At 40.0% G+C, this 24,157-nt stretch carries 19 protein-coding genes; 16 read left to right on the top strand and 3 right to left on the bottom strand.

The genetic code is table 11. The features are described from left to right. Positions 1-60 precede the first annotated feature (60 nt). From F824_RS0115445 to F824_RS0115395, 10 genes are all read left to right on the top strand, one after another. Entirely contained in the window at positions 61-708 is a 648-nt protein-coding gene (locus tag F824_RS0115445) for a hypothetical protein (protein WP_019598824.1), read from the top strand. Continuing rightward, a complete protein-coding gene (locus F824_RS0115440) occupies positions 695-2,341 on the top strand; it encodes a S8 family serine peptidase (protein ID WP_019598823.1) in 1,647 nt (548 codons plus the stop codon). Before F824_RS0115445 ends, F824_RS0115440 begins: the two co-directional genes overlap by 14 nt. A 54-nt stretch (positions 2,342-2,395) precedes the next feature. Continuing rightward, complete coding sequence (gene rpe, locus F824_RS0115435; RefSeq protein ID WP_026333742.1) at positions 2,396-3,052, top strand: ribulose-phosphate 3-epimerase; 657 nt, start codon at positions 2,396-2,398, stop codon at positions 3,050-3,052. 147 nt (positions 3,053-3,199) lie between these two features. Then, entirely contained in the window at positions 3,200-3,715 is a 516-nt protein-coding gene (locus F824_RS0115430) for a hypothetical protein (protein ID WP_019598821.1), read from the top strand. Positions 3,716-3,816: 101 nt separating this feature from the next. Beyond that, positions 3,817-4,794, top strand: a complete 978-nt coding sequence (locus tag F824_RS0115425; protein ID WP_019598820.1) for a hypothetical protein — start codon at positions 3,817-3,819, stop codon at positions 4,792-4,794. Between the two features lie 93 nt (positions 4,795-4,887). Further along, on the top strand, positions 4,888-7,443 hold the full coding sequence (gene gyrA, locus F824_RS0115420; RefSeq protein WP_019598819.1) for a DNA gyrase subunit A: 2,556 nt from the start codon (positions 4,888-4,890) through the stop codon (positions 7,441-7,443). Positions 7,444-7,461: 18 nt separating this feature from the next. After that, positions 7,462-8,676, top strand: a complete 1,215-nt coding sequence (locus F824_RS0115415; RefSeq protein WP_026333741.1) for a tetratricopeptide repeat protein — start codon at positions 7,462-7,464, stop codon at positions 8,674-8,676. A gap of 196 nt (positions 8,677-8,872) precedes the next feature. After that, positions 8,873-10,498: an NADP-dependent glyceraldehyde-3-phosphate dehydrogenase gene (locus F824_RS0115410; protein ID WP_019598817.1), complete on the top strand. Its 1,626-nt coding sequence runs from the start codon at positions 8,873-8,875 to the stop codon at positions 10,496-10,498. 424 nt (positions 10,499-10,922) lie between these two features. After that, positions 10,923-13,385, top strand: coding sequence for a PIG-L family deacetylase (locus tag F824_RS0115400; protein ID WP_019598815.1), 2,463 nt, complete (start codon positions 10,923-10,925; stop codon positions 13,383-13,385). Between the two features lie 87 nt (positions 13,386-13,472). After that, complete coding sequence (locus F824_RS0115395) at positions 13,473-15,194, top strand: sodium:solute symporter (RefSeq protein ID WP_019598814.1); 1,722 nt, start codon at positions 13,473-13,475, stop codon at positions 15,192-15,194. Between the two features lie 488 nt (positions 15,195-15,682). Here the strand turns inward: F824_RS0115395 and F824_RS0115390 are convergent, their stop codons facing one another. After that, positions 15,683-17,032 (bottom strand): M28 family metallopeptidase, encoded by a 1,350-nt coding sequence (locus tag F824_RS0115390; protein ID WP_019598813.1) that lies wholly within the window; start codon positions 17,030-17,032, stop codon positions 15,683-15,685. Positions 17,033-17,100: 68 nt separating this feature from the next. Here F824_RS0115390 and F824_RS0115385 point away from each other — a divergent pair, with 68 nt between their 5' ends. From F824_RS0115385 to F824_RS0115355, 5 genes are all read left to right on the top strand, one after another. Further along, complete coding sequence (locus F824_RS0115385) at positions 17,101-17,625, top strand: DinB family protein (RefSeq protein ID WP_019598812.1); 525 nt, start codon at positions 17,101-17,103, stop codon at positions 17,623-17,625. 231 nt (positions 17,626-17,856) lie between these two features. Next, on the top strand, positions 17,857-19,524 hold the full coding sequence (locus F824_RS0115375; protein WP_019598811.1) for a DUF6909 family protein: 1,668 nt from the start codon (positions 17,857-17,859) through the stop codon (positions 19,522-19,524). Positions 19,525-19,711: 187 nt separating this feature from the next. Next, complete coding sequence (locus F824_RS0115365) at positions 19,712-20,287, top strand: YceI family protein (protein WP_019598809.1); 576 nt, start codon at positions 19,712-19,714, stop codon at positions 20,285-20,287. A gap of 9 nt (positions 20,288-20,296) precedes the next feature. Then, complete coding sequence (locus F824_RS0115360) at positions 20,297-21,586, top strand: hypothetical protein (RefSeq protein ID WP_026333739.1); 1,290 nt, start codon at positions 20,297-20,299, stop codon at positions 21,584-21,586. 11 nt (positions 21,587-21,597) lie between these two features. Continuing rightward, a complete protein-coding gene (locus F824_RS0115355) occupies positions 21,598-22,119 on the top strand; it encodes a hypothetical protein (protein WP_026333738.1) in 522 nt (173 codons plus the stop codon). 13 nt (positions 22,120-22,132) lie between these two features. On the opposite strand, the gene F824_RS0115350 is transcribed toward F824_RS0115355, so the two are convergent. After that, positions 22,133-22,852, bottom strand: coding sequence for a DUF3307 domain-containing protein (locus F824_RS0115350; RefSeq protein ID WP_019598806.1), 720 nt, complete (start codon positions 22,850-22,852; stop codon positions 22,133-22,135). Further along, the gene (locus tag F824_RS0115345) at positions 22,849-23,463 is read right to left on the bottom strand and encodes a sigma factor-like helix-turn-helix DNA-binding protein (protein ID WP_019598805.1); all 615 of its coding nucleotides are present in this window, start codon (positions 23,461-23,463) and stop codon (positions 22,849-22,851) included. Before F824_RS0115345 ends, F824_RS0115350 begins: the two co-directional genes overlap by 4 nt. Positions 23,464-23,758: 295 nt before the next feature. Between F824_RS0115345 and F824_RS0115335 the strand changes: the two genes are divergently transcribed. Continuing rightward, positions 23,759-24,124 carry a hypothetical protein gene (locus F824_RS0115335; protein WP_019598803.1) on the top strand — a complete coding sequence of 122 codons (366 nt, stop codon included), beginning with the start codon at positions 23,759-23,761 and terminating at the stop codon, positions 24,122-24,124. The last annotated feature ends 33 nt before the right edge of the window (positions 24,125-24,157 follow it).

The following is a 24,157-nucleotide window of genomic DNA, read 5'->3' as shown; positions in this document are numbered from 1 at the left end:
TAGCGACTGATAGCTTTGCTTATGCGAAATCCCTTACTAATAGGTATAATAATTGTATCCATGGCTTTTACTGCCTGTTCTGAAAATGAACAACCCCAAACTGATTTTGGATTGGATTATCAACCTCTTGTAGTAGGTTCATATTGGAAATACAAGGTGCTGGAAACCCGTGTTTTTGGACAAGACGATACAGAAACAGAAAATTTTTTTTATCGGGATCGAATTGATTACAGGTATCAGAATGCAGAGAATAAAGAGGTCTTTGTGCTCACCCGCGAAAAATCAAGTGATGGAATTTTTTGGAACCTTCAAGGCAACTTTGCTCTAGAAATTCGAAACAATGCGCTTGTAAGAACAATGGAAAACAAGAGAACAGTCAATTTGGTTTTTCCTCCAAAAATTGGATTGAGCTGGGATGCCAATATTTACGGTACTCAGCAAGAAGACTTGTTTACGATTAATCTATTGGGGAAGTACGAACTTGAAGGTCAGGGTTTTTCAAACTCTGTTAGGGTTTTGAAAGAAGAGGGAGACGATAAAATCACCTATATAGACAACCGCTATGAGGTCTTTTCAAAAGGAATTGGCATGATAGAACAATACGATGAGGTTTTCACTTATTGTTCAAGAAACGACTGCCTTGGCCAACAAATTATTGAATCCGGCCGTTTTACACATTTAAAAATTATTGAATATGGGAAAAATTAAAGTTGTCTTATTCTTTTTCGTGTTGATCTTATTGTCTCAAACAGCTTTTGGACAGAACCGGTATGCAGTACATTTCAAATTCAAACCACAGGAGAGTTTCACCCTCTCCAATCCCTTTGAATACCTCACAGCTGGCGCGATAGACAGAAGGACAAATCAAAACATTCCCATTGATAGCCTAGACCTTCCCGTTTCCCAAAAATATATTGATGGAATAAAGCCATTCACCCAGGAAATCCTCTTTAAAAGTCAATGGATGAATGCGGCCATCGTTGTGGCCAATGAAATTGAAGTGGGAAATATTCAATCGCTACCGTTTGTCGATAAAGTTGTACTTGCGGCACCCGGTTTTAATCCAAGCGGGAGAATGGACAATCGATCAAATGATAGAACGGGATTAAAGCTGAGTTTGAAATTCAGGTCAAAAAAAGTGAATACCCCTTTTGATTTTCAAAATGAACTTTTGGGTATTCAAAACATGCATGAAATGGGCTTCAAGGGAAAAGGTATCACTGTGGCCGTTTTCGATGCAGGATTCCCAGGGGTGGACAATATCCCTGCATTAAGCCATCTTTTCACCAACAATCAAATCATAGGCTCAAAGGATTTTGTGCATACTTGGAATGACAATGTATTCACCAAAAACCAGCATGGAACCAATGTACTTTCTTTGATTGCTTCGGACGATCCCCAATTGTTACTTGCCGGAGCCCCAGAGGCAAATTATATTCTTTGTATTACGGAAGAAGTTTCTACTGAATACCGAATAGAAGAATACAACTGGGTCAAAGCCGCAGAATACGCTGACAGTCTTGGAGTGGATATCATCAATAGTTCATTGGGTTACCTAGATTTCGATGACAAAACAATGGACTACACCGCAGACAGTCTGGATGGTGAAACCGCCATCATCACAAAAGGGGCTACGATCGCTGCCAACAAAGGAATTCTGGTAATTACGAGTGCAGGAAATTATGGCTCAAAAGGGATGTCATCTCTTACTGCTCCGGCAGACGCCAAAGGGGTTTTGTCCATAGGAGCGGTACAAGATAATCTTCAAATGGCAGGTTTTAGCTCACAGGGTCCAACCGCAGACGGAAGGATAAAACCGGAACTTTCCACATATGGTGTTGGGGTTTATTTATTAAGACCGGATGGATCTTTAAGTAGGTCCAATGGGACTTCTTTTTCCGCGCCACAGATAGCAGCTTTGGCGGCAGGTTTATGGGGAGCCCGTCCTGAGTGGTCCAAGGACGAATTGATCGATAATCTTATCAAGGGTGCCACCATGTCTGATCAACCCGATAATTTTGTTGGTTATGGAATTCCCAATTTCACCAAATCGTACTATGGGGAAATCTTAGAGATCGTCAACGTGGAAAAGGAATTGGAATGGAAAGTTTACCCAAATCCTTTAGAAGGACATGATCTGTCGATTCTATTTGGTGATCAATTGGTCGGAGAGTTTGCTTTGTATGATCTGAGTGGAAGAAACATATATAAGCGTCAAGTTCAGAGGTTGAGTAACCGGGAAGCCTTTCAGGTCAATTTACCAGGATTGATTTCAGGCATTTATGTTGTGGAAATGCAATCGGGAAGAGATTTAAAAAACACAAAGTTGATCAAAAGGTAAAGGATTTTGTTGTTTTTTTATTCCTTTGCAAAAAAAACCAAAAAATTTAATCCCATGTCCGTAAAAATAGCGCCTTCCATTTTAGCTTCCGATTTCGCAAATCTCCAATCAGAAATAGAGATGCTCAATGCCTCAGAGGCAGATTATATCCATGTGGACATTATGGATGGTGTTTTTGTACCGAATATTTCCTTCGGAATCCCAGTGACTGAAGCGGTAAATCGGCACGCAAAGAAGCCATTGGATGTCCATCTGATGATTGTGAATCCCGACCAGTACCTGGAAGCCTTCCATAAAGCAGGGGCTGAAATTATTTCTGTACATTATGAAGCTTGTGATCATCTTCACAGAACACTTCAGGCCATCAGAAATTTAGGATGCAAAACAGGGGTAGCCCTAAACCCACATACATCGGTTTCCTTACTTGAGGATGTCATTCAAGACATTGATTTGGTATGCCTAATGTCGGTGAATCCCGGTTTTGGGGGTCAGAAGTTTATCGAGAACACCTATTCCAAGGTGCGGCAACTTAAAGCGCTTATCGAACGAAAAGGAACTTCTACCATGATAGAAATTGATGGGGGTGTGAATGAAAACAATGCCCCATTGTTAATCGCAGCGGGAGCGGACGTATTGGTTGCGGGAAATTTTGTTTTTTCTTCCAATGACCCAATTGAAACCATCAAAAGGCTTAAATCCTTAAAAAATTAGGCCTTTTTGGTTTTTCCTTTGATAAGGAGCATTTGCCATTTAACAATTTTTAAGACCAATTTTTAGGGGTGTTTCTTGGGAAATCGGCTTTAAACCTTTTTATTGGGAATTAATTGTTATTGAATGTTCATTTAAAATATTATTACAATGGTAAAGAAAATATTGTTTTCAACTTTCTTGATGTTAGGGTTATTTGGTATTCAATTGAGTGCCCAAGAGGTAGGAGATGCTGCAAAAGAGGAGATAACGGAAGAAGAGTTGATGAAATACGCAGTGATGGAAGAGTCCACAGCGGCTTTTCTTCAGGAAAAACAGGACAATTTGGTGGAAATGATCAAAACGGATGAAGCCCTTGGTGGTGCCGCAAGATACAACGAAATCAAAGGGGCCTGGGGTGACGCAGAAAAGTTAGCAGCTATCAATATTACAGAAGAAGAAACTGCAGCCTTTCAGAAAATCCAGGACTTTGTTGATTCCTTGGGAAAAGAGGTAGTGAAGTATAAAACCGAAATCATTATGGATGCTGAACTACTTGGTGCTGCCACGTACAATAAAGTGAAAAAAGCCATGGATGCGGATCCTTCAGTAAAAGAGAAAATCGATACACTTATTGCTGACTTGAAAGAAAAAAGGAAGTCTGGCGATGGTGATGTGACAGAATAAAAAATTGTTTTTGTTTCTTAATGATAAAAAGGCCTCCTAGTTGGAGGTCTTTTTATTTTTAATGCTGTATATTTTTTAAATTTGAATTCGTTAATGACAATATGAAAAAACTTATTCCAATCTTACTGCTTGTCTTCTTTACTTTTCATGCTGCAATTGCACAGGAAGATATTTTCGGTCTCTCCACCAAATCCAAATCCCAAAAAAGTGAAAGTGCTGTGGGAAATGCTTTTCGAAATGCAGTGAGCAACTTCAGTTTTGAGTTTTCTGCCGGGGGAAATTACCATTTGAATGAAACAGACTTTTCTTCCCAAATGCCTTCTCGATATCCCATTGCACAATTTCAAAATTTTGAAAACCCTCGGGAACTCAGTCTAGAAGATACTTTGAGTTTGAAGGGGAACAACTATGCTTATCCAGTCAATTTGGGTGTTCGGATCAATTTATTTAGCCTACTTACTATTGGGGGCGGATATGGAAGAGAATTTGGGAACATGTCCAGCATGAGAGGTGAAGACCAAGAACTCAGTTTTGAAAGCGGTAAATATACCTTTGACAAATTCTATGGAACGGTAGGGATTGTGTTGTATGATGCGAAGAAAAGGGCAAAGTTTCTTTCTTGGAAATACCGAAAATATGGATCGCAAAATATCTATATGCAATCCGAAAAAAATCAAAGAATCAGGCAACAATATCCTTGGAGGTTTATTTTGGAAGGAGAGTATGGAACAATGAAAATAAGGAAATCCTACGACTCCAATTTATTGGTAAGTCAAGATCCTTATTATGGAATCGCTCTAAGAATGGAAAGGGATTTGTCGGAATACACCAAGCTTTTTATCAAAACAGGGGCGGAAGTCAGGAGTTTTATCTATCAATCTTCTGAAATCACAGATTTTCAAAACATTAAACAAACGCTGTTTGGAGCTCAAATCGGATTTGCACTTAGGCTTCCCGGGACCAAAAGATGTAGAATCCAAGGCTGCGGCGTGGTAATGAAGCACTTACACAATGGTGTTGAACATAGAGGGAGTTCCATCTTCAATTTCCAAAACAGGAAAGTCGGCCAATGGTACTAAACCAAGCCCAAATATCGTGTTTTGTCAAGTTTATTAAATTTTAAAACCGTTATCTTTTTACTATCTTGCAAGCTTGATTGAGAAATTACAATTATGGCTCAAGGAGAAAACGAGAATATCATACCGATTAACATTGAGGACGAAATGCGTGGCGCCTACATCGATTATTCGATGTCGGTTATTGTTTCCAGAGCACTTCCAGATGTCCGAGATGGACTAAAACCAGTTCACAGAAGAATCCTTTTTGGAATGCAAGAACTGGGGGTACTGCACAACAAATCCCACAAGAAATCTGCCAGAATCGTCGGTGAAGTCTTGGGTAAGTACCATCCCCATGGTGATTCTGCCGTCTATGAGACGATGGTTAGAATGGCCCAACCCTGGTCCCTGAGATACCCATTGGTTGACGGACAAGGTAACTTTGGATCTGTGGATGGAGATAATCCAGCTGCGATGCGTTATACCGAAGCAAGACTTAAAAGAATAGCAGAGGAATTGTTGATTGATATCAACAAAGAAACTGTTGATTTTCAGTTGAACTTTGATGACTCCCTCAAGGAGCCCATAGTCTTACCTGCAAAAATCCCAGCCTTGTTGCTTAACGGTGCCTCTGGTATTGCTGTGGGAATGGCGACAAACATGGCTCCCCATAATCTAGGAGAGATCGTGGACGGGATTCATGCCTTCATTGACAACAGAGATATCACTGTAGAAGAACTGATGCAATTTATAATTGCTCCTGATTTCCCAACAGGCGGTACCATCTATGGTTACAATGGGGTCAAGGCTGCTTTCGAAACCGGCCGAGGCCGTGTGATCATAAGAGGAAAGTCCAATATCGAAGTGAAAGAGAATGGCAGGGAGATGATTATCATCACCGAAATTCCTTATTTGGTCAATAAGGCCAATATGATCGAGAAGACCGCCCAACTTATCACTGAAAAGAAAATTGACGGAATATCCGCGATTCGGGATGAATCCGATAGGACGGGAATGCGCATCGTTTACGAATTGAAAAAAGATGCAATGCCAAGTGTAATCCTGAATAATCTTTACAGGCAAACACAACTTCAAACCTCCTTCAGTGTCAACAACGTCGCTCTGGTAAAGGGAAGACCATACACACTCAACCTGAAGGACATGATCTTCCATTATGTCAATCACAGACATGAGGTAGTCATCAGAAGAACCGAATACGAACTCAGGGAAGCCCAAAAAAGGGCGCATATCCTTGAAGGATATCTTATCGCGTTGGATCATTTGGATGAAGTGATTTCCTTGATCAGAAGTTCAAAAGATCCAGAAACTGCCAGGAATGGCTTGATGGAGCGTTTTAAATTGAGCGAAATTCAGGCTCGTGCGATCCTCGACATGAGGTTGCAGCGATTGACTGGAATGGAGAGGGATAAAATCCAGGACGAATACAACGAGATCATGTCCATGATCGAGGAGTATAACGCCATTCTCGCCAGTGAAGAAAAAAGAATGCAGATCATCAAGGATGAATTGACTGAAATCAGGACGCGTTATGCAGATGCCCGTAGAACGGAAATCGAGCACAATGCAGAAGATTTTAATTATGAAGACATGATTCCAAATGAGGAAGTCGTCATCACCGTTTCGCATGAAGGTTATGTGAAGAGAACTGCCTTGACAGAATACAAAACCCAGGGCAGGGGAGGCGTTGGTTCAAAAGGAGCTACAACCAAACTTGATGATTGGACTGAGTATCTTTTTACTGCATCTACCCACAATTATCTGTTGATCTTCACGGATCTTGGGAAATTATTCTGGTTAAAAACCTATGCTATTCCTGAAGGAGCCAAGGCATCTAGGGGAAGACCAATCCAAAACCTGATACAAATTGAATCGAACGATAAAATCCGTTCTATCATACAGGTCGGGAATCTAAATGATGCGGATTATATCAATAATAATTTCTTGGTGATGGTCACCAAACAAGGGATTATCAAAAAAACCACGCTTGAGCAATACTCAAGACCTAGATCAAATGGCATTATTGCACTCAATATCAGAGAGGATGATCAACTGATCCAAGTAGAGATGACCAACGGCGATTCACACATATTGATTGCCGCCAAATCTGGTCGTGCCATCCATTTTCATGAATCCAAAGTAAGACCAATGGGTCGTACCGCGACAGGCGTAAAAGCAATAAAATTAAGTGATGTTAATGATTATGTAATTGGCATGGTATGTGCTGATAGCCATGAAACAAGCCTTTTGGTCGTTTCTGAAAAAGGTTATGGCAAAAGATCGCCGCTCGGAGAATATAGAATTACCAACCGGGGAGGAAAAGGTGTCAAAGCCATGAACGTTACTGAAAAAACAGGAAGTCTTGTTGCAATCAAACAAGTGATGGATTCAGACGATCTGATGATCATCAACAAATCCGGCATTACCATAAGGACTCCAGTTTCGGAATTGAGGATTATGGGACGTGCAACACAAGGAGTGAGATTGATCAAACTTGGAGAGAACGATGAAATATCCTCTGTTGAGAAAATCAAAAATGAAGAATCAATCGTTCTTGAAATTGAGGCAACTGACGATCTAGATCTTGGAACAGACAATTCAATTCCAGATGAAGACTCAGAAAATACAAATACTGAAGAACCAAACCCTTAAGAAAACAAACGAAAACAAATGAAAAAGTTGATCTTATCATTAGCTTTAGTCGGTTTTACGACCATGGCTTTTGCACAAAAAAAAGTTGTAAAATCTGCGGAGAAAAACTTCAAAAAAGGAGACCTTGAGATAGCGCTTACTGAGGTTGAAGGCGCTACTTCGGATCCTGAAACAATGGAGGATCCTGCGACTTATTTGCTGAAGGCACAAATTCAAACCAAAATGTTTGACTTGGATGAAGACTTTGCTGCTTCAACAGTTGAAAAAGGACGCCAAGCTTTTGGCACATTTACCAAAACCTTGGAAATGGTTGGCAATGATGCGAACAGCAAAATTGGGAAGGAAATTTATAAAGAAGATCTTCCAGGTATGCCTGAAAATCTAAAACCATATTCCTTAATGGCTTTAAAAGGTTCAGCTTTTAACAAGGCGATCACAACCTATGAAGAAGATGATTTTGAGATGGCTTATCAATTCTTTGCTCTAGCCTCAGACATCGATCCAAAAGATACCACATTAAACTTTAATGCTGGTTTCTTGGCCAATGACTTGGGTAAGACAGAGGAAGCGAAAATGTATTTCAATAGGTTATTGGAAATTGATGGTTATGACAAGCTAAACACTTATTATTTCTTGATTCAAATTGCAAGTGGTGTTGATCAGGATCCTGAAGCAGCTTACGAAATTGTCAATAAGGCAAGAAAAGATTATGCTGATGATAAAACCTTGGCGGAATTCGAAATTCAATTGTTGCTACAATTGAACAAGATGGATGAAGCAATGGCTTCGATTGAAGAAGCGCTGAAAAGTGATCCGAATAATGCTGGTATTCTTTTAAGATATGGTTATTTGAAAGAGCAATCAGGTGATATAGATGGAGCTTTGGTTCAATATAGAAAATCTGTGGAAGCTGATCCTGAATTTTATGAAGGAAATTATTACACAGGAGCCATATATTTGGATAGAGCAAGAGCAATCCTTGCCGATGTAAACAACCTCTCTGATGATGAGTGGGAGAAAAAATCTGAATCCATGGCAAAAGAAGCAGATGGTTTGTACAAAGAAGCAATCCCTTACTTCACCAAGGCATCTGAATTGAAACCTGAAAACACAGACATAATGGAAATTCTTTTTCAGATTCATTCAAGATTGAAAAATACAGCTGACGCTGAAAATTACAACCAAAAACTAACCGCTCTTCTTGGTGAAAACTGGATGGAAAGAGAAAGATAAAAATTGAAGTTTTGTCGATTTGATAAAAAAGCTACCCCAAAAGGGTAGCTTTTTGCTTTTAAGGAAATCCCATTTTTTATTTCTTTATTTTGGAACATGAATCCATTTAATAAATGGCTTTTGTAAGAATTAATCATAATTTTGGCGTTTAATAAGTAAAATAAAATACTTTGAAAACCTATTAACGCCAATTTAAATGAAAGTAGAAACATTAGCTTCCATGAAATTTCCTCGGGAGGCAGAAATTCCAGAAAACTTTAAGTTAAAAAAGGAAATCCATCAGAAAGAATTTCTCTGTGACGGGCAAATGCTTCCTTGGAATGGAAAATCACATGATGTCTATTCTCCGGTTTGCATTGAGACTGAGGATGGACCAAAAAGAGTGTATATAGGATCCTATCCGGTATGCACCGAAAAGGAAGCCTTTGATGCACTCAATGCAGCAGAAATTGCCTATGACAATGGAAGAGGCGAATGGCCAACCATGAGTGTCGCTGACAGAATCAAGTGTGTGGAGAAATTTGTACACGAAATGTTAGCCAAAAAAGATCTGGTGACCAAGCTCATTATGTGGGAAATCGGAAAAGCGTACACCGAATCCGTTAAGGAATTTGACAGAACAGTCGAATATATCAGTGCCACGGTTGATGCCTTGAAGGATCTTGATCGTCAATCCTCTGGATTCCAAATCGTAGATGGTATTGCAGCCCAAATCAGACGATCGCCACTCGGCGTGGTGCTTTGTATGGGGCCTTTCAATTACCCCTTGAATGAGACCTTCACCACCTTGATTCCTGCATTGATCATGGGGAATACCATACTTTTCAAACCGCCGAAACACGGTTCTTTGTTGCATTACCCTTTGTTGGAGGCATTTTCAACCTGCTTTCCTAAAGGTGTTGTCAATACCATATACGGCAGGGGCGCGGATATCATTCCGCCACTGATGCAATCCGGTAGAATCAATGTGTTGACGCTGATCGGATCAAGCAAGGTTGCCGATAAACTCAAAAAACTCCATCCAAAGATCAACCGTCTAAGGGCGATTCTGGGATTGGATGCAAAAAATGCAGCCATCATTACGGCAAATGCCGATTTGGACCTTGCCGTAAAAGAGACTATCGCCGGAGCTTTGTCATTCAACGGTCAAAGATGCACTGCAATCAAAATTGTGTTTGTCCATGAAAGTTTGTCGGAGCAGTTTTTGGAAAAACTTTCTGAGGCAGTAGGCAAATTGAAATTGGGAATGCCATGGGAAACTGGTGTCAATATCACCCCACTTCCCGAGCCGGATAAGCCTGATTATCTTAGGGAGTGTTTGGAAGATGCGGTCCTTCACGGCGCCAAAATCATCAATGAAAATGCGGGTCAAATCAATGAATCCTTTTTCTTTCCAGCAATTGTGTTTCCGGTAGATGCAAATATGAAGCTTTATAGGGAAGAGCAATTTGGACCCGTTGTGCCAGTCTTGTCCTTCAAAGACATCGAAGAACCTATCCAGTATTTGATCGATTCCCCACATGGACAACAAGTAAGTCTTTTCAGTAACGATCCTGAAGAATTGGCGAGATTGATAGATCCCTTGGTCAATGAGGTCAGCAGGGTGAATGTCAACTCACAGTGTCAAAGAGGCCCGGATGTTTTCCCTTTCACGGGAAGAAAAGACAGCGCAGAGGGGACTTTGTCCGTATCGGATGCACTTCGTTCCTTTAGCATTCGGTCATTGGTAGCAGCCAAACTCACTGACCAAAACAAGTATCTGCTCAATGAAATCATCAACGGTCAACAATCGAATTTCCTTAGCACTAAATTCATTTTCTAAATAAAAAGGAAAAAGGCAGCCATCTGGTTGCCTTTTTCCTTTTTATGTCTTGTTGAAAAACAATTGGGTGGATTTGAAAGCAAGAAAGTTTCAACAAATCGGTTGGGCTTTGGATCAAAACGATTTTTAAACATTTTTTTCAGAAAAATTCAAATGGATTTTTCAAAATTTTGATCGGTGTAGGTTTAGAAGTGGAACTAGGGACTCCCGTCCGCTTCTTCCTATTTCAGTTTATTTCTTAAGATTTATCTGATTTGGAAAAACCCAAAGGCTTCCAAAGGACTTTCGGTAAACTACTTTTGGTTTTTTAACTTCAAAAATCAGGAATTAAGTAATTTTAACATACTGCTGGGGCCTTTGATAAAAAACTGTTTTTATTTAATGAAAGGTTCAGCTAAATTTTCGGATTAAAGCCCAAAAAAATATGACAAGATCCAATTGGATATTGATTTGCCTTTTCATTTTAATCGTTCATCCCAACTTTGCCCAAAACCAGCCTTCTTCAAAGCTATACCACGAGCTTCTTAAGTTAAAGGAAACCAAGAGGATTCTCTTTGTAGCGGCTCATCCAGATGATGAAAACACAAGATTGATTTCCTATCTGGCAAATGGAGAACACGCAGAAGTCGCCTATTTATCCTTAACAAGAGGGGATGGAGGTCAAAATCTCATTGGGAAAGAATTGGGGATAGAACTTGGCCTTATCAGGACACATGAATTGCTTAAGGCTAGAGAAACAGATGGGGGAAGACAATTTTTCTCAAGGGCTTTGGATTTTGGGTACAGCAAGGACCCAGATGAAACTCTCAATAATTGGGACAAGGAAAAACTCCTTTCCGATGTGGTTTGGATCATTCGAAGCTTCCAACCTGATATCATCATCAACCGATTCAATTCCATTCCAGGAACCACTCACGGTCAACATACCACTTCTGCGATACTTTCAACGGAGGCTTTTTCAAAAGCAGCTGATAAAAAAGCTTTTCCCGAGCAACTTAAAAATACTGGGATTTGGCAGGCAAAGCGGATTTTTTGGAATGCCTACAATTGGGGTGGCCAATATGAGCCAGAAGAAGGGAAAGTCTATCACCAATTTTCGGTAGGGGAATATAACCCGCTTTTGGGCGCAACTTACTCCAAGATTGCAGCGGATAGCAGAACCATGCACAAGTCCCAAGGGTTTGGCTCTACTGCCCAGATTGGCTCCGGAAATGATTTTGTGGAATTGATCAAGGGAGAAGCATTTGAAAAAAATCCTTTTGAGAATATCCCAAACAGATGGGAGCAAATAGGGAATGGAAAGCAAATCGAATCGGAGATTCAAAAAGCCATGGACAATTTTGATTTTACCAACACGGAAAACAACCTACCAAGGCTGATTGAAATCAAAAAAATGATGGCAGAGGAAAAATCCGATGCGGTTTGGTTCCAAGAAAAAAAGGAGCTTATCGACAAAATCATTTTAGGAAATTTGGGTGTCCAATCCGAATTTACAGTCCGGAAGGAAATCGCCTATCCAGGAGAAAAAATTACCGGTGATTTGGTTTTCAATAATCCGAGTAGAATTCCAATTCAGGTTTTGGCTTTTGAAAGTCCCTTGATGAATATGGAATTGAATCAAGAGGCAAAAAGTAATCAAACCATCACCAAAAACGTGGAAATCAGCATTCCGAAAGATTATCCTGTTTCGCAACCCTTTTGGCTTGAAAACCCATTGGACAATAGCCTTTTTGATATTAGAGACCAGCATAAAATCGGCCCTGCCATCAATGGTTACAGTATAAAAGGGAATTTGTCTCTCTCCATTTCAGGCCAAAAAATATTGCTTGAACTGCCATTGATGTACAAATACAATGACCAAGTAGACGGAGAAATTAAACAACCATTCACCCTTGTACCAGAGGTAAATGTGAGCTTGGATAAAAATGATGTTTTTTTGGTGCCGGGAGCTGACCATAGCCTTAAAGTAGAAGTTTCATTCAGAAACCAAATTTTAGCCGGAAACCTAAGTTTAAAAGGTTTGAATGCAGGGGATTATAAAATTATTGGGGAGCAAAAAGATGATTTAAGGAAAAGGATAGTCTATGATCTGGTTTTTGAAAAATCTGACATGGAAAAGAAAACTGTTTTGATTTCTTACATCACGGAAGATGGCAGGACCTTTAATCAAAACATGAAACGCATTCTGTATAAGCACATTCCAAACTTGACCTATTTCACTACATCTACAGTAGGCTTGGTTAAAATGGATTTAAAAATTTCCGGTCAGAAAATTGGTTATATCAATGGCGCTGGGGATGATGTGCCGGGGGTTTTGAAAAATCTTGGTTACCAGGTTTCCTTAATAGAAAATGGTGATTTCAATCAGAGTAAGTTATCTGAATTTGCAACGATAATCGTTGGGATCAGGGCATTTAATGTCAATCAAGCCCTTGCGGACAATCATTCACTTTTGATGGAATATGTGAAACAGGGTGGGAATTTGATTGTTCAATACAATACAAACTCGCCATTGTTGACCAAAGACTTGGGACCCTATCCATTTTCCATCTCTCGAGATCGAGTCGCCGTGGAAGATTCTCCCGTAAAAGCAGATTTTACCCATCCAATATTCAGTTCTCCAAACCAAATCAAAATTTCTGATTTTAAAGGTTGGGTACAGGAAAGAGGGCTCTATTTTTTGACAGATTGGGATAAGAATTACAGTTCACCACTTACCCTACAGGATCCGGGCGAAGATCCATCCCAAGGAAGTTTGCTTTTTACCCAATATGGAAAAGGAACCTATACGTATTCGGGAATTTCTTGGTTTAGACAATTGCCGGCAGGGGTGCCTGGAGCAGTAAAGATATTTGTAAACCTAATCGAACAGGGAAGTGGAAGATAAAATCAACTGGAATAGATGGTATTTTGCACTGATAGCCGTATTGGGTATCCTGATTCTCTTGTTCTACTGGCTCTCTAATCATTTCTCATGAGTATTCTGGATTGGGTTGTCCTGTTTGGTACCTTGTTTTTGATAGTGGCCTATGGGGTTTATAAAACCTATGGGCCAAAGGACATGGACAGCTATCTAAGGGGAGACAGCGATATGAATTGGTGGACGATTGGCTTGTCCATAATGGCCACGCAAGCTTCGGCCATTACCTTTTTGAGTACGCCTGGCCAAGCCTATGAAGATGGAATGCGGTTTATCCAGTTTTATTTTGGTTTACCCGTGGCCATGATTATTCTTTCCGTCACTTTCATTCCAATTTTCTACAAACTCAAGGTTTTTACGGCATATGAGTATTTGGAAAATCGCTTTGACATGAAAACGCGGACCTTGGCAGCACTGCTTTTTTTGGTCCAAAGGGGATTGGCAGCCGGGATTACCATTTACGCCCCGGCAATTATTCTTTCGACACTCTTGGGTTGGAATCTTAATTGGACCTGTATTTTCATTGGGATTTTGGTCATCATTTACACCGTGTCCGGAGGCACAAAAGCAGTGTCAATTACCCAAAAACAACAGATGGGCGTAATGATGGGGGGGATGATTCTGGCTGGAATCTTGGTGATTTATATGTTGCCGGTAAAGTTTACGGAAGCCCTCCATGTTGCCGGTAAAATGGAGAAATTGAATATTGTCAACTTTGAATTTGACTTTGCAGATCGTTATAATTTTTGGTCAGGAATGACCGCTGCGGTCTTTTTGTTTCTTTCTTATTTTGGAACGGATCAATCACAAGTACAGCGCTACCTTAATGGCAAATCATTGGCACAAAGCAGGAAGGGTTTGATTATGAATGGGCTTTTGAAAGTACCGATGCAATTTGTCATTCTTTTTATTGGCGTAATGGTATTTGTATTCTATCAGTTTTTCCAACCTCCCGTGGTCTTCAATAAAGTGCAGACCGAGCAATTGGAAAACAGTGCCTATAAGGAAGAATATGGTTTGCTTCAGGAAAAATTTTCTACTGCCTTTGCACAAAAATCTGTGGAGATCACCGCACTTTTGGCCGCAGTAGAAAAAGATGACGAAAACGGCATTGCTGTGGCCAAAGGAAAAATCCAGGAACAGGATGCCAAACAAGAATCCATTCGTGAAGAAGTGAAAGGGTTGATTGTGAAAAACAATGCGAATGCAGAAACCCGTGACACAGATTATGTATTCATGAGATTTGTGATGGACTATCTCCCCCAAGGAATCATAGGCTTGTTGTTTGCGGTAATTTTCAGTGCGGCAATGTCTTCTACCGCTTCGGAATTGAACGCTTTGGGATCCACGACAACGATAGATCTCTACAAGAGGTCAGTGAATACCAAAGCGAGTAAAGTCCACTATATGTACTCTTCGAAGTGGTTTACGGCCATTTGGGGAGTCTTTGCCATTCTCTTTGCCACTTATGCGACCCTATTTGAAAATTTGATCCAAGCTGTAAATCTTTTGGGATCTCTTTTTTACGGCACCATATTGGGGATTTTCCTGGTGGGATTTTACATGAAATGGATCAGGGGAAATGCGGTCTTTCTGGCTGCTTTAATGGCAGAGGCCGTTATTCTATTGATTCATTGGAAAAATGGGGAGACTGTATTTGAAATAGACATCAACATCGGATTTCTCTGGTACAATGCCATTGGATGTTTGTTGGTGATGTTTTTTGCCATGGTCATTCAGGGAATTTTCGGTAAAAAGTTGAAGGAAGTTAAATAACCGTTATAGCGATTCATTTTGGAGAAAAATCTGATTTGTAAATTGGATTTGATTGATTTTCCAAAAATCAATATTCGGACTTCTTATAGCCATTAATATTTCACGATCATCCAAAACACTGAATCTCGATTCTTACGGATCCTGTGAATACTGTCCCTAATGTTACATTGCGAATTCTATTTCAGTCTGAAATCAAAAAATAATCAGTCTTTGCATGTGATTTTTGACTTAACCCTATCTGTAATATGCCTTGTTCTCAAAGTAATATGATTTTCGCATGGTTTCAACTACTTCAGGAAGCCTGATGAATATTCCATCTACCTTACCTCAAGTTAGCTGCTTTACTTTGCTTTCTCAATGTCTTGGAATTCGGGTTTAACAAGGTAGTTTTAAAAACAATAAAGGGCAATACGCACAAATTTTGTACGTATTGCCCTTTATTTTAATTTATATCAGAAGTTGGATGTATCGTTTAGAAAATCGCGTGATTATCGGGTAATCGGCTGGGGAAAGACAGCCATGCTTTCATGCCCATTTTGACCAACGGCCTGAACGCCAAAGAAAAAATTATCCTTTGAATAGGGGATGGTCAACGTATTCTCCTCCGTATAAAACTTCTTTTCCCACATGGAAGAATCCGTTTCACGCATCAGGACATAATAGCCCTTTGCCTTACCGGTTTTGGGAGCATCCCATCTGAGTGTCGAGGTATTGCTTAGCTTACGGACATCTATTCCCACGCTTTGTGGCTCCGATGGTGCAGTGGCCAATACAGCCAAGGAAGCCAGGTTGATTCCCGTGATTTTTCGCATGTATTCAAAATCCACAAATTCCGGGAGATCCCCGTATTGGATACCGTCTTCCACACGCACATTTTCATGTTGGTGGTAATAATTTTCGTTCATCTCGCATACCCGGATGGCAGTAAACCCTTCTTTGGCGAAGGGTGTATGGTCGCCACCACGGAGGAATCGGTCATTTCTATACACCAATTTCACTTCCAATTGGTCTACATAGCGCTCACCGGTTTCTTTGATAAAACGGGCCAATTGCCTGGATTTGCTGTCGTTTTCGGCATTGGTATATCGGCGAATGGCGGTCATTTGCTCTGTTTCCACAGCTGGCACACCTTCAGAAAAAATCCTGACACGGGTATTGTCATTGATATTGGTTTGGGAGGAATTGCTGTTGCCGATCATGTCATTGTTGAGCATGGCAACCAAGTTCCAATTCTCACTTTTTGCTTTTTTGGCGAGGTATTCGGCACCCTTAAGTCCTTGTTCTTCTCCACTGACTACTACAAATACAATTGTAGCCTGGAATGCTTTTTTGGACATGATTTTCGTCAATTCTATGATGGCAGCGACTCCTGAGCCGTCATCATTGGCGCCCGGAGCATCTATTTCAGTATTCATGATGTCCAATGCTCGACTGTCGATATGAGCAGAAATAATAAAAATCCGATCATCGTTCGGATCTGTACCTTTTAATGTGGCCATTACATTTCCCAATTGGCTGTCCGAAGGAATCCTTCTTCCATCAGCAGGAATGGTAAAGATGTCTAATTCAGAAGTCAACCTTCCACCTGAAGCCGCCTCAAAGGATTTAAAATGATCCAACACATATTTTTGGGAAGCAAGAATTCCTTCCTTAGGATCATTTTTGCTCAAGGTATGCCTTGTCCGAAAAGCAGCCAGGTCTCTGACATATCCCTCTAGGCTTTCGGCGGAAATTTCCGAGACCATCTGTTGGATTTCAGCGTTCCTATGGATGATTTGTGTTTGGCCAATGGTCAAATGGATGGTGAAATAAGTGATCAGTATTAATATTTTTTTCATTTTGCAATAGGATGAATGTTAAACAATTAAATTTACCCATCTATAGTTTACTTCCAAATAATAATTACATGAACGATCTTATGAGACCCAAAGAAGGTGAATATGCACCTTTTTATGCCGGATATATTTCTTTGGTCATTGGCCAAGACCTTCCGAAAATTTTGCTTGGACAAATCAATGCAATAAAAGAACATTTCGAAAAAGTCGGAGAGGAGAATTCCAAGCTTGCTTACGCATCCGGTAAATGGTCTCAAAAGGAGGTTTTGGGACACATCACAGATACTGATAGGGTCATGACCTTTAGGGCATTGTGTTTTGCAAGGGGTGAAAAAGCTTTGATGCCAGGTTTTGATCAAGATGAATATGTGGTTCGGGCAAAATTCAATGCCGTTCCTTTGGTAGAGCTCTTGGATGATTTCGAGAAATCGAGGCATGCTCTGGTTGCGTTGATGAAAACCATTCCGAATGACGCAATGCTCAACATTGGAAACGCCAATGGATTCGATGTAAGCGTTCGCGCTTTGTTCAATATTATCCCAGGACATGCCGAGCACCATTTGCATATTTTGAAGACGCTTTATGCACGTGGATAGCACCATGGTTTTTTTTCACCGATTGAGATTAAAAAAAAATCAAATTAAGAGCCTGCTTTTGGAATTGATTTTAAATGGGTGTTTTTTGTCGAGAGGGTAAGCCACCTTTGGAATCAGAAAAATTTATAATGGAAAAAGAAATAAAAAACCAATTGTACTAAAAAATTAGATTGAAATTAAGAAAAAAATAGTAAATTTGTTGAATTTATCCATTAGAAAAATAGTATAAAAATGAAAAGAACAAGAGCACAGGAATCACGCGCGGCCATTGAGAGGCTTTATATTACCATGCGTCACCTCTTTATGAGAGGTTCATATAAACCCATGGGAGTTTCTGGTGAGTCCTTGGTGAGTTCACTCTTGGTATTGAGTCCGGAAATATATGGCTTGGTGACAGACACTGAAAAAATTGAACTGGAGGGTTTGCTTTATGTAATGGAGAGACTTCCAAGAGGGATAGAAGAATGCAGATATGTCCAATTGATCAGTAGGGAAGGGTATGAAAGTGCCAATTTCCCGACTTTGGTACCCAACAGAAGAAAAAGAAATTGTTACCGTGTGGACCAAGACCAAATGTTTGTGGAAATGACCCGTGGCAAATCTGATATCTATGATATTCTTACCCACCTTACTTTCCTCTACATGGAAGCTGAGAAAATAAGGTTAAACAGCACTGACCACAAAGGGAAAATCAACTTGAATTGGGAAATGCTGGCAAAAATAGTTAAAAAGGAATCCTTGGGTGAGGAGTTTGACCAACAAGCAGCCTGTTCTTATCTCAGCCACATTACCGGAAGGACATTTGATGAGACACAACAGTCGGTCGATAAATTCAAAGCGTCATCCAATTCAAATAGCCTTTTCTCCATCGTCTATCACCTTGGAAAATTGGCAATGGATGAGTTTTATGAGGAAAAAGACAGGGAAATATCATTTTCTGCCACTTTAAGAGAAAGGGTAGGACATCACGTTTACGGTGAACTTTGGGCCAATAGGATAAAGGCAGTTTTGGATGAAGAAGGGCTTTTGGAAAGGCCGATCCATGTGATCTCTGCGAATCTCCATAGTGTACTCAATACCATTTATGGATTCCAAGCTTTTGGTTTGAATTCATTTGAGGAAATAGAACAAATCGCTTTGGATATCAGTGTGGGTTCAAAAAGCAACAAGGCGAAGGACATCCATAACTATGCTTCAAAAAATGGGTTTATAGATCTGCCTGATCTTTCGGGAACGAACATCGGGGTGCAGATTTTTGACACTGCCAAGATGTCAAAGGATTCGATTTTGCCGGGCATAGTGCTTCCTAAAGAAGATAAAAAGAAGCCAGTCATATTGGTGATGGATTATGCCTTTGGAGAGCAGGCCTATGAATGTTTTGATGAGCTGCTCAAGCCTTATGAAAAAGGATCCATTTCCACCCCTTTGGATATTGTCACTGCTTCTATTATGGGCAAAGCAGGAATCCTCAAAGGAACCAAAGGTGATTTGATGATTCCAACAAGCCATGTTTTTGAAGGAACTGCGGACAATTATCCCTTCAAGAATGAATTTAAAAAAGAAGACTTTGAAGGATTTGGATTGGGAGTGTATGAAGGTCCAATGATCACGGTCTTGGGAACCTCACTTCAAAACAAGGATGTTTTGGCCTACTTCATGGATTCTTCTTGGAAAGCCATAGGATTGGAAATGGAAGGTGCCCATTACCAAAAAGCCATTCAGGCAGCAAGTAAAATTCGCCACAGTATCCGTAAAAATGTCAAGGTGTTTTATGCTTATTATGCATCAGACAATCCTTTGGAAACAGGGGGTACACTTGCATCAGGTGCTCTGGGGATGGATGGCGTTAGACCCACTTACCTGATTACGCATAGAATCCTTGAAAGAATCTTTTCTTGAAAAAAGAGCCATTTATTTGATCATCAGAATCTCTGCACGTAACATGCAGAGATTCATTTTTTTATGGGGATTGGTTTTTTTTCAACAATCCCAAGAGTGAATACTATCATGCGATTGTATGATTTTCCTCATGTTTTCCCCATTATTAGCGATCTACCTTTGATTCATAATCAAATCACAGATTGTTATGAATATTCTAAAATTTTGCAGGTTACAAATAATCCTGATCGGATTGATAGCGCTTAGTCTCCCAGCTTTCGCTCAAGTAAATTATACCATGGCTCCTGGAGCAGAACTGAAAATATCAGGGACGTCGAGTCTTCATGATTGGGATATGGTCTCGAATACCGCTTCGGGAAAAGCCGAGTTTGTTCTTGAAGGCGGAAAACTATCAGATGTTAAAATGGCGACCATTGAGATGCCCGCAGAAAGTATAAAAAGCGGAAAGAGCGCGATGGATAAAAATGCCTATGCTGCTTTGAAAACCAAGGATCACAAGCAAGTCAAATTTGCGTTAAAAAGCTTTGTCCAAAAAGGCAACGGATACGAAGCTGTTGGTGATTTCACGATATCTGGCGTGACAAAAACAGTGAGTTTACCTGTTACCTTTTCCAAAACCGGAGATAAAATCAATTTCAAAGGCTCACATCCCTTTAAACTTACTGATTTCAATATTGATCCTCCAACAGCCCTGTTTGGTACAGTCAAAACCGGAAATGAAGTAAGTATCCATTTCAATGTAACATTCCAACCTACAAAATAAATTAACATTATGAAAAAGTACATCTTAACTATGGTTGCCTTGGGAGGCATATCTATGTCCCTAATGGCCCAAGGTCTCCAACGCGATATGCAATATTGGAGATCCTATGATCAAAGAGGCTTGAATGTTTTCGAAACCGGGAAAATAGATTCCGTCGGGTTCGAAGGGATGAAAGTCAGAATTGGAGGGCATTTCACTCAACAGTGGCAAAACCTCAGCCACAGCAATACCGCAACCGAAAGATTGGTAAATGGTGCTAATGCGAATCAATTGATTGAAATCGGAGCTGGGACTAACCTTGCCACAGCCAACCTGAACATTGACGTCGCTTTGGCGGATGGTATTCGATTGAACCTTGTTACTTATCTTTCTTCCAGACACCACTCCGAGTCTTGGGTAAAAGGTGGATATATTCAAGTGGATAGAGTCGCTTTCCTAAATAGTCCAATTATGGATAAAATATTTGAAAAAGTGACTTTAAGAGTCGGACACATGGAGATCAACTACGGTGACGCACACTATAGAAGATCCGACAATGGAAATGCCATGTACAATCCTTTCATAGGAAATTACATCATGGATGCTTTTACAACCGAAGTAGGTGGTGAGCTTTATTTCCAAAGCAATGGCTTCTTGGCAATGGGTTCTGTCACAGGCGGTGAAATCCAAGGTGGTATCACGAATCCATCTAAAAGAAAACCAAGTTTTATTGGTAAATTGGGATTTGATAGAAATCTGAACGAAGATGTCCGTGTTAGATTAACCGGGTCTGTGTATACTACCGAAGGCTCCTCAAGAAATACGCTTTATGGTGGTGACAGAGCAGGTTCAAGATATTACACAGTTATGGAAAATATTGCAGCTGCTTCCGCTTTCACTTCAGGAAGAATCAATCCTGGACAAACAGATAATATTACAGCCATGGTCCTCAATCCATTCGTTAAAATACATGGATTTGAGTTCTTTGGTAATCTGGAAAGATCCAAGGGTAAAGCCGCAAATGAAACGGACGATAGAACTTGGAATCAAATAGGATTGGATGGAGTTTACAGATTTGGGTTACAGGAAAAATTCTACCTGGCTGCTAGATACAACACTGTAAAAGGTCCGCTTGCTGGTGCCAATACAGTAGATGTAAGTATTGATAGGGTTCAGATTGGTGGGGGATGGTTTGTAACCAAAAACATCCTTGCTAAAATTGAATATGTAAGTCAAAATTACAACGACTTTGCCGCATCTGACATCAGAAATGGTGGTAAATTCAATGGCTTGATGATTGAAGGTGTAATCGGTTTCTAAATCATAAAAACATGCGTGTCCTACTTGCTTTTATCGTTCTTATGATCCATTTGGGTCCCAAAGAAAAGGATTTGATCGTCAACGAGAAAACAATCTCTGTGACAGGAAATACTTCACTGGGTGGCTTCACTTGTGATTATTGCGACAAAAGTATAGGGGACACGCTTGTCATTAATGGTGTCCAAAAAAATGGAGATTTGATTTTTGATATTTTGGTGAAAGAGTTTTCCTGTGGCAATTTTATATTGAATAAAGATTTCAGAAAAACCATCAAAGCAGAGCATTATCCCTATGCAAGAATAAGGGTCAGTAACTTAAAATCCAGAGGAATGCATTATACCTGCGACTTGTCGGTTGACTTAGCAGGAAAAAAATTGGAATTCAAAGCACTCGCGCTCCAAAACAAAAACAGAGAACTCAAGGCTGATTTAATTTTGAGCTTTGACCAACTTGAATTGGAAGCTCCAAAAAAAATGGGTGGACTCATTAAAGTTGATGAGTCACTTGCCCTTGAAATCAAACTGGGATATTAGAATCTCTCCAATTTCAAACTTGCCCCAGTACCAATTTTTTAAACAGGAAACCAATCAGAATCGCGAGCCCAAAGCTCAGCAAAGTTCCTATCAATATATATTCTGTCAATTTTCTATCCCTTGCCAACCTCAGGTCCCCAAATCTGAAAATTGATTTTGCAGCAAGCAAAAATCCTATTCCACCCAAAAAGTCGACCAGAACAAATCCAAAGATGAACAAACGTTCCAACATCCCGATGTATCTTCCCGCCTTTGCCAAGGAATCCCCATCCTTCTCTTCGGTTTTCGGACTCCAGGGAGAGATGATTACCTTGATCAAAATGGCTCCGACAAAGGTCACCATCACCAATGCCAATAAAAAATAGCCCAGTTCTGCCGAACCTAGAAATTGCCAGTCGATCTTCATGGGTTCATACATTTGGCTGATCAAAGCCAATGAAACCAAATGGAGCATTTGGTCCAAAAAAAACAGCAAACGTTCATTTTTCTTGTTGGTCCAATAGATTTTGATCAAGTCAATTCCATAATGACTGATCAAGATCAATAAAAATCCCAACCAAAAAGAAATGTCGAAAAACAAGACCGTGGCAAGTAATAAAGCGTGAACCCCCAAATGAAAATATAGCTTTCGGGATTTGTAGCCTTTTTTCTCTTTGTCTTTAACCCAAGAATAAGGTTGAAATACAAAATCCCCAAGTAAATGCGCCAGTAAAAATTTAAAAAACAGTATCATTTAAGCTTTATTTGATTGTTGATTAATTGTCTGAAACGTGTCTCCAATTTTTGAATTTGCTCCCAACCCGCTCTTTTTAGCCGCTCGCTTACTCTCCCTTGGCTAATATTCAAGATTTCAGCCAACTCATTTTGATTGGCTTTTGGATGCTCCAACCTCATTTTTACGATTTCGGCACCTGCAGGGGTCCAACCATCCATGGTCATCAATGCCAAGCTGATGGCAAGATTCATTTCCTCATCGATCTCTGACCATGGTGTTTTGAGCGACAGGGTTTGGTCCTTGAGTTTTTCAAAGGATTCTCCAGAGTGGATGAAGGCACTACCATTGGATTCACTGATTTTTGGGGCGTCATGCGTTTTCTCGCCTATTCCAATGGCCATCCGGACATCGACTCCTTTGATGGATCTGATATTTGCTTTGATCTTGATGGCAATCAAAAGACTTTCCTCGGGTGGCTTTACTTCCAATTGGAAATGATCTCCCCTGAAAATCTCCCAGGCTTTGGGTTCGTTGCCTTGTCCATTTAAAATCTCCTTAAGAGGAACCATCCAAAGGGTTGGCTCGATTTTTCTGGAATTGATGATATCACCTGTAATGATGCTGACCATAAATAAACATGTTTGATCAAAAATATCTGTTTTTTAGCAGATATGCAAAAATATCCGGCTATAACCAGATATATTGTATTATCTGTCTATGAGCAGATAAATTAAATTATCTGTTTCCGGACAGATATGAAAATCTCTAAACTGCCTCCCCAAAAACCCGAATCCATTTGGTCACGTTGAGATCCAAATGGAAGTTTATTTTGGCTTTATAGATTTCAGAAAAAATCATTGAAAAGGGAAAAATATTGATGGTTAAATTTGTAAATCGAACTGGTATTCTATCTAGATTTGTATTGTGAATAAAAGTCCTAAAAAAGCAATCTCTATACTACTGATAGCCATCATGGCTTTTATCAGTACGGGTTTGCCTTTTTTTGAATCGAGTAAAATTGACAAGCAGGCAGATTCGGAGATTAAATCAACTTTTCAAAATTCGAGTTTAGATCTTGCAGATGGATTGGCTTATTTGTTGGATGCAGACAAAAATGATTTCAATACCATAAGAATTGATGTAAAAAACACCCTGTTTTATTATTTCAGTTCCTTTACAATCCAATGGAAACACGACGGAGAAGTATCAAAAATACTTGCTTTGTCCAGACTGGTGTCAGTCAATTTAACCATTTCTACCCTTATTTTTCCCTTTGCCTATTTTTGGTAATACGTATATTTTTTAGAATGCAAGGAGGCTATA

Origin of the sequence: Rhodonellum psychrophilum GCM71 = DSM 17998 (assembly GCF_000381545.1) — a bacterium.
Classification (GTDB): Bacteria; Bacteroidota; Bacteroidia; order Cytophagales; family Cyclobacteriaceae; genus Rhodonellum; species Rhodonellum psychrophilum.
This window is presented reverse-complemented; position numbering and strand designations above follow the sequence as displayed.

Coding starts and splice junctions, on each gene's coding strand:
- gyrA (WP_019598819.1), top strand. CDS start 4,888: ATGGCTCAAGGAGAAAACGAGAATATCATACCGATTAACATTGAGGAC.
- F824_RS0115385 (WP_019598812.1), top strand. CDS start 17,101: ATGAACGATCTTATGAGACCCAAAGAAGGTGAATATGCACCTTTTTAT.
- F824_RS0115350 (WP_019598806.1), bottom strand. CDS start 22,852: ATGATACTGTTTTTTAAATTTTTACTGGCGCATTTACTTGGGGATTTT.
- F824_RS0115365 (WP_019598809.1), top strand. CDS start 19,712: ATGAATATTCTAAAATTTTGCAGGTTACAAATAATCCTGATCGGATTG.
- F824_RS0115355 (WP_026333738.1), top strand. CDS start 21,598: ATGCGTGTCCTACTTGCTTTTATCGTTCTTATGATCCATTTGGGTCCC.
- F824_RS0115425 (WP_019598820.1), top strand. CDS start 3,817: ATGAAAAAACTTATTCCAATCTTACTGCTTGTCTTCTTTACTTTTCAT.
- F824_RS0115390 (WP_019598813.1), bottom strand. CDS start 17,032: ATGAAAAAAATATTAATACTGATCACTTATTTCACCATCCATTTGACC.
- F824_RS0115415 (WP_026333741.1), top strand. CDS start 7,462: ATGAAAAAGTTGATCTTATCATTAGCTTTAGTCGGTTTTACGACCATG.
- F824_RS0115400 (WP_019598815.1), top strand. CDS start 10,923: ATGACAAGATCCAATTGGATATTGATTTGCCTTTTCATTTTAATCGTT.
- F824_RS0115440 (WP_019598823.1), top strand. CDS start 695: ATGGGAAAAATTAAAGTTGTCTTATTCTTTTTCGTGTTGATCTTATTG.
- F824_RS0115360 (WP_026333739.1), top strand. CDS start 20,297: ATGAAAAAGTACATCTTAACTATGGTTGCCTTGGGAGGCATATCTATG.
- F824_RS0115410 (WP_019598817.1), top strand. CDS start 8,873: ATGAAAGTAGAAACATTAGCTTCCATGAAATTTCCTCGGGAGGCAGAA.
- rpe (WP_026333742.1), top strand. CDS start 2,396: ATGTCCGTAAAAATAGCGCCTTCCATTTTAGCTTCCGATTTCGCAAAT.
- F824_RS0115375 (WP_019598811.1), top strand. CDS start 17,857: ATGAAAAGAACAAGAGCACAGGAATCACGCGCGGCCATTGAGAGGCTT.
- F824_RS0115345 (WP_019598805.1), bottom strand. CDS start 23,463: ATGGTCAGCATCATTACAGGTGATATCATCAATTCCAGAAAAATCGAG.
- F824_RS0115430 (WP_019598821.1), top strand. CDS start 3,200: ATGGTAAAGAAAATATTGTTTTCAACTTTCTTGATGTTAGGGTTATTT.
- F824_RS0115445 (WP_019598824.1), top strand. CDS start 61: ATGGCTTTTACTGCCTGTTCTGAAAATGAACAACCCCAAACTGATTTT.
- F824_RS0115395 (WP_019598814.1), top strand. CDS start 13,473: ATGAGTATTCTGGATTGGGTTGTCCTGTTTGGTACCTTGTTTTTGATA.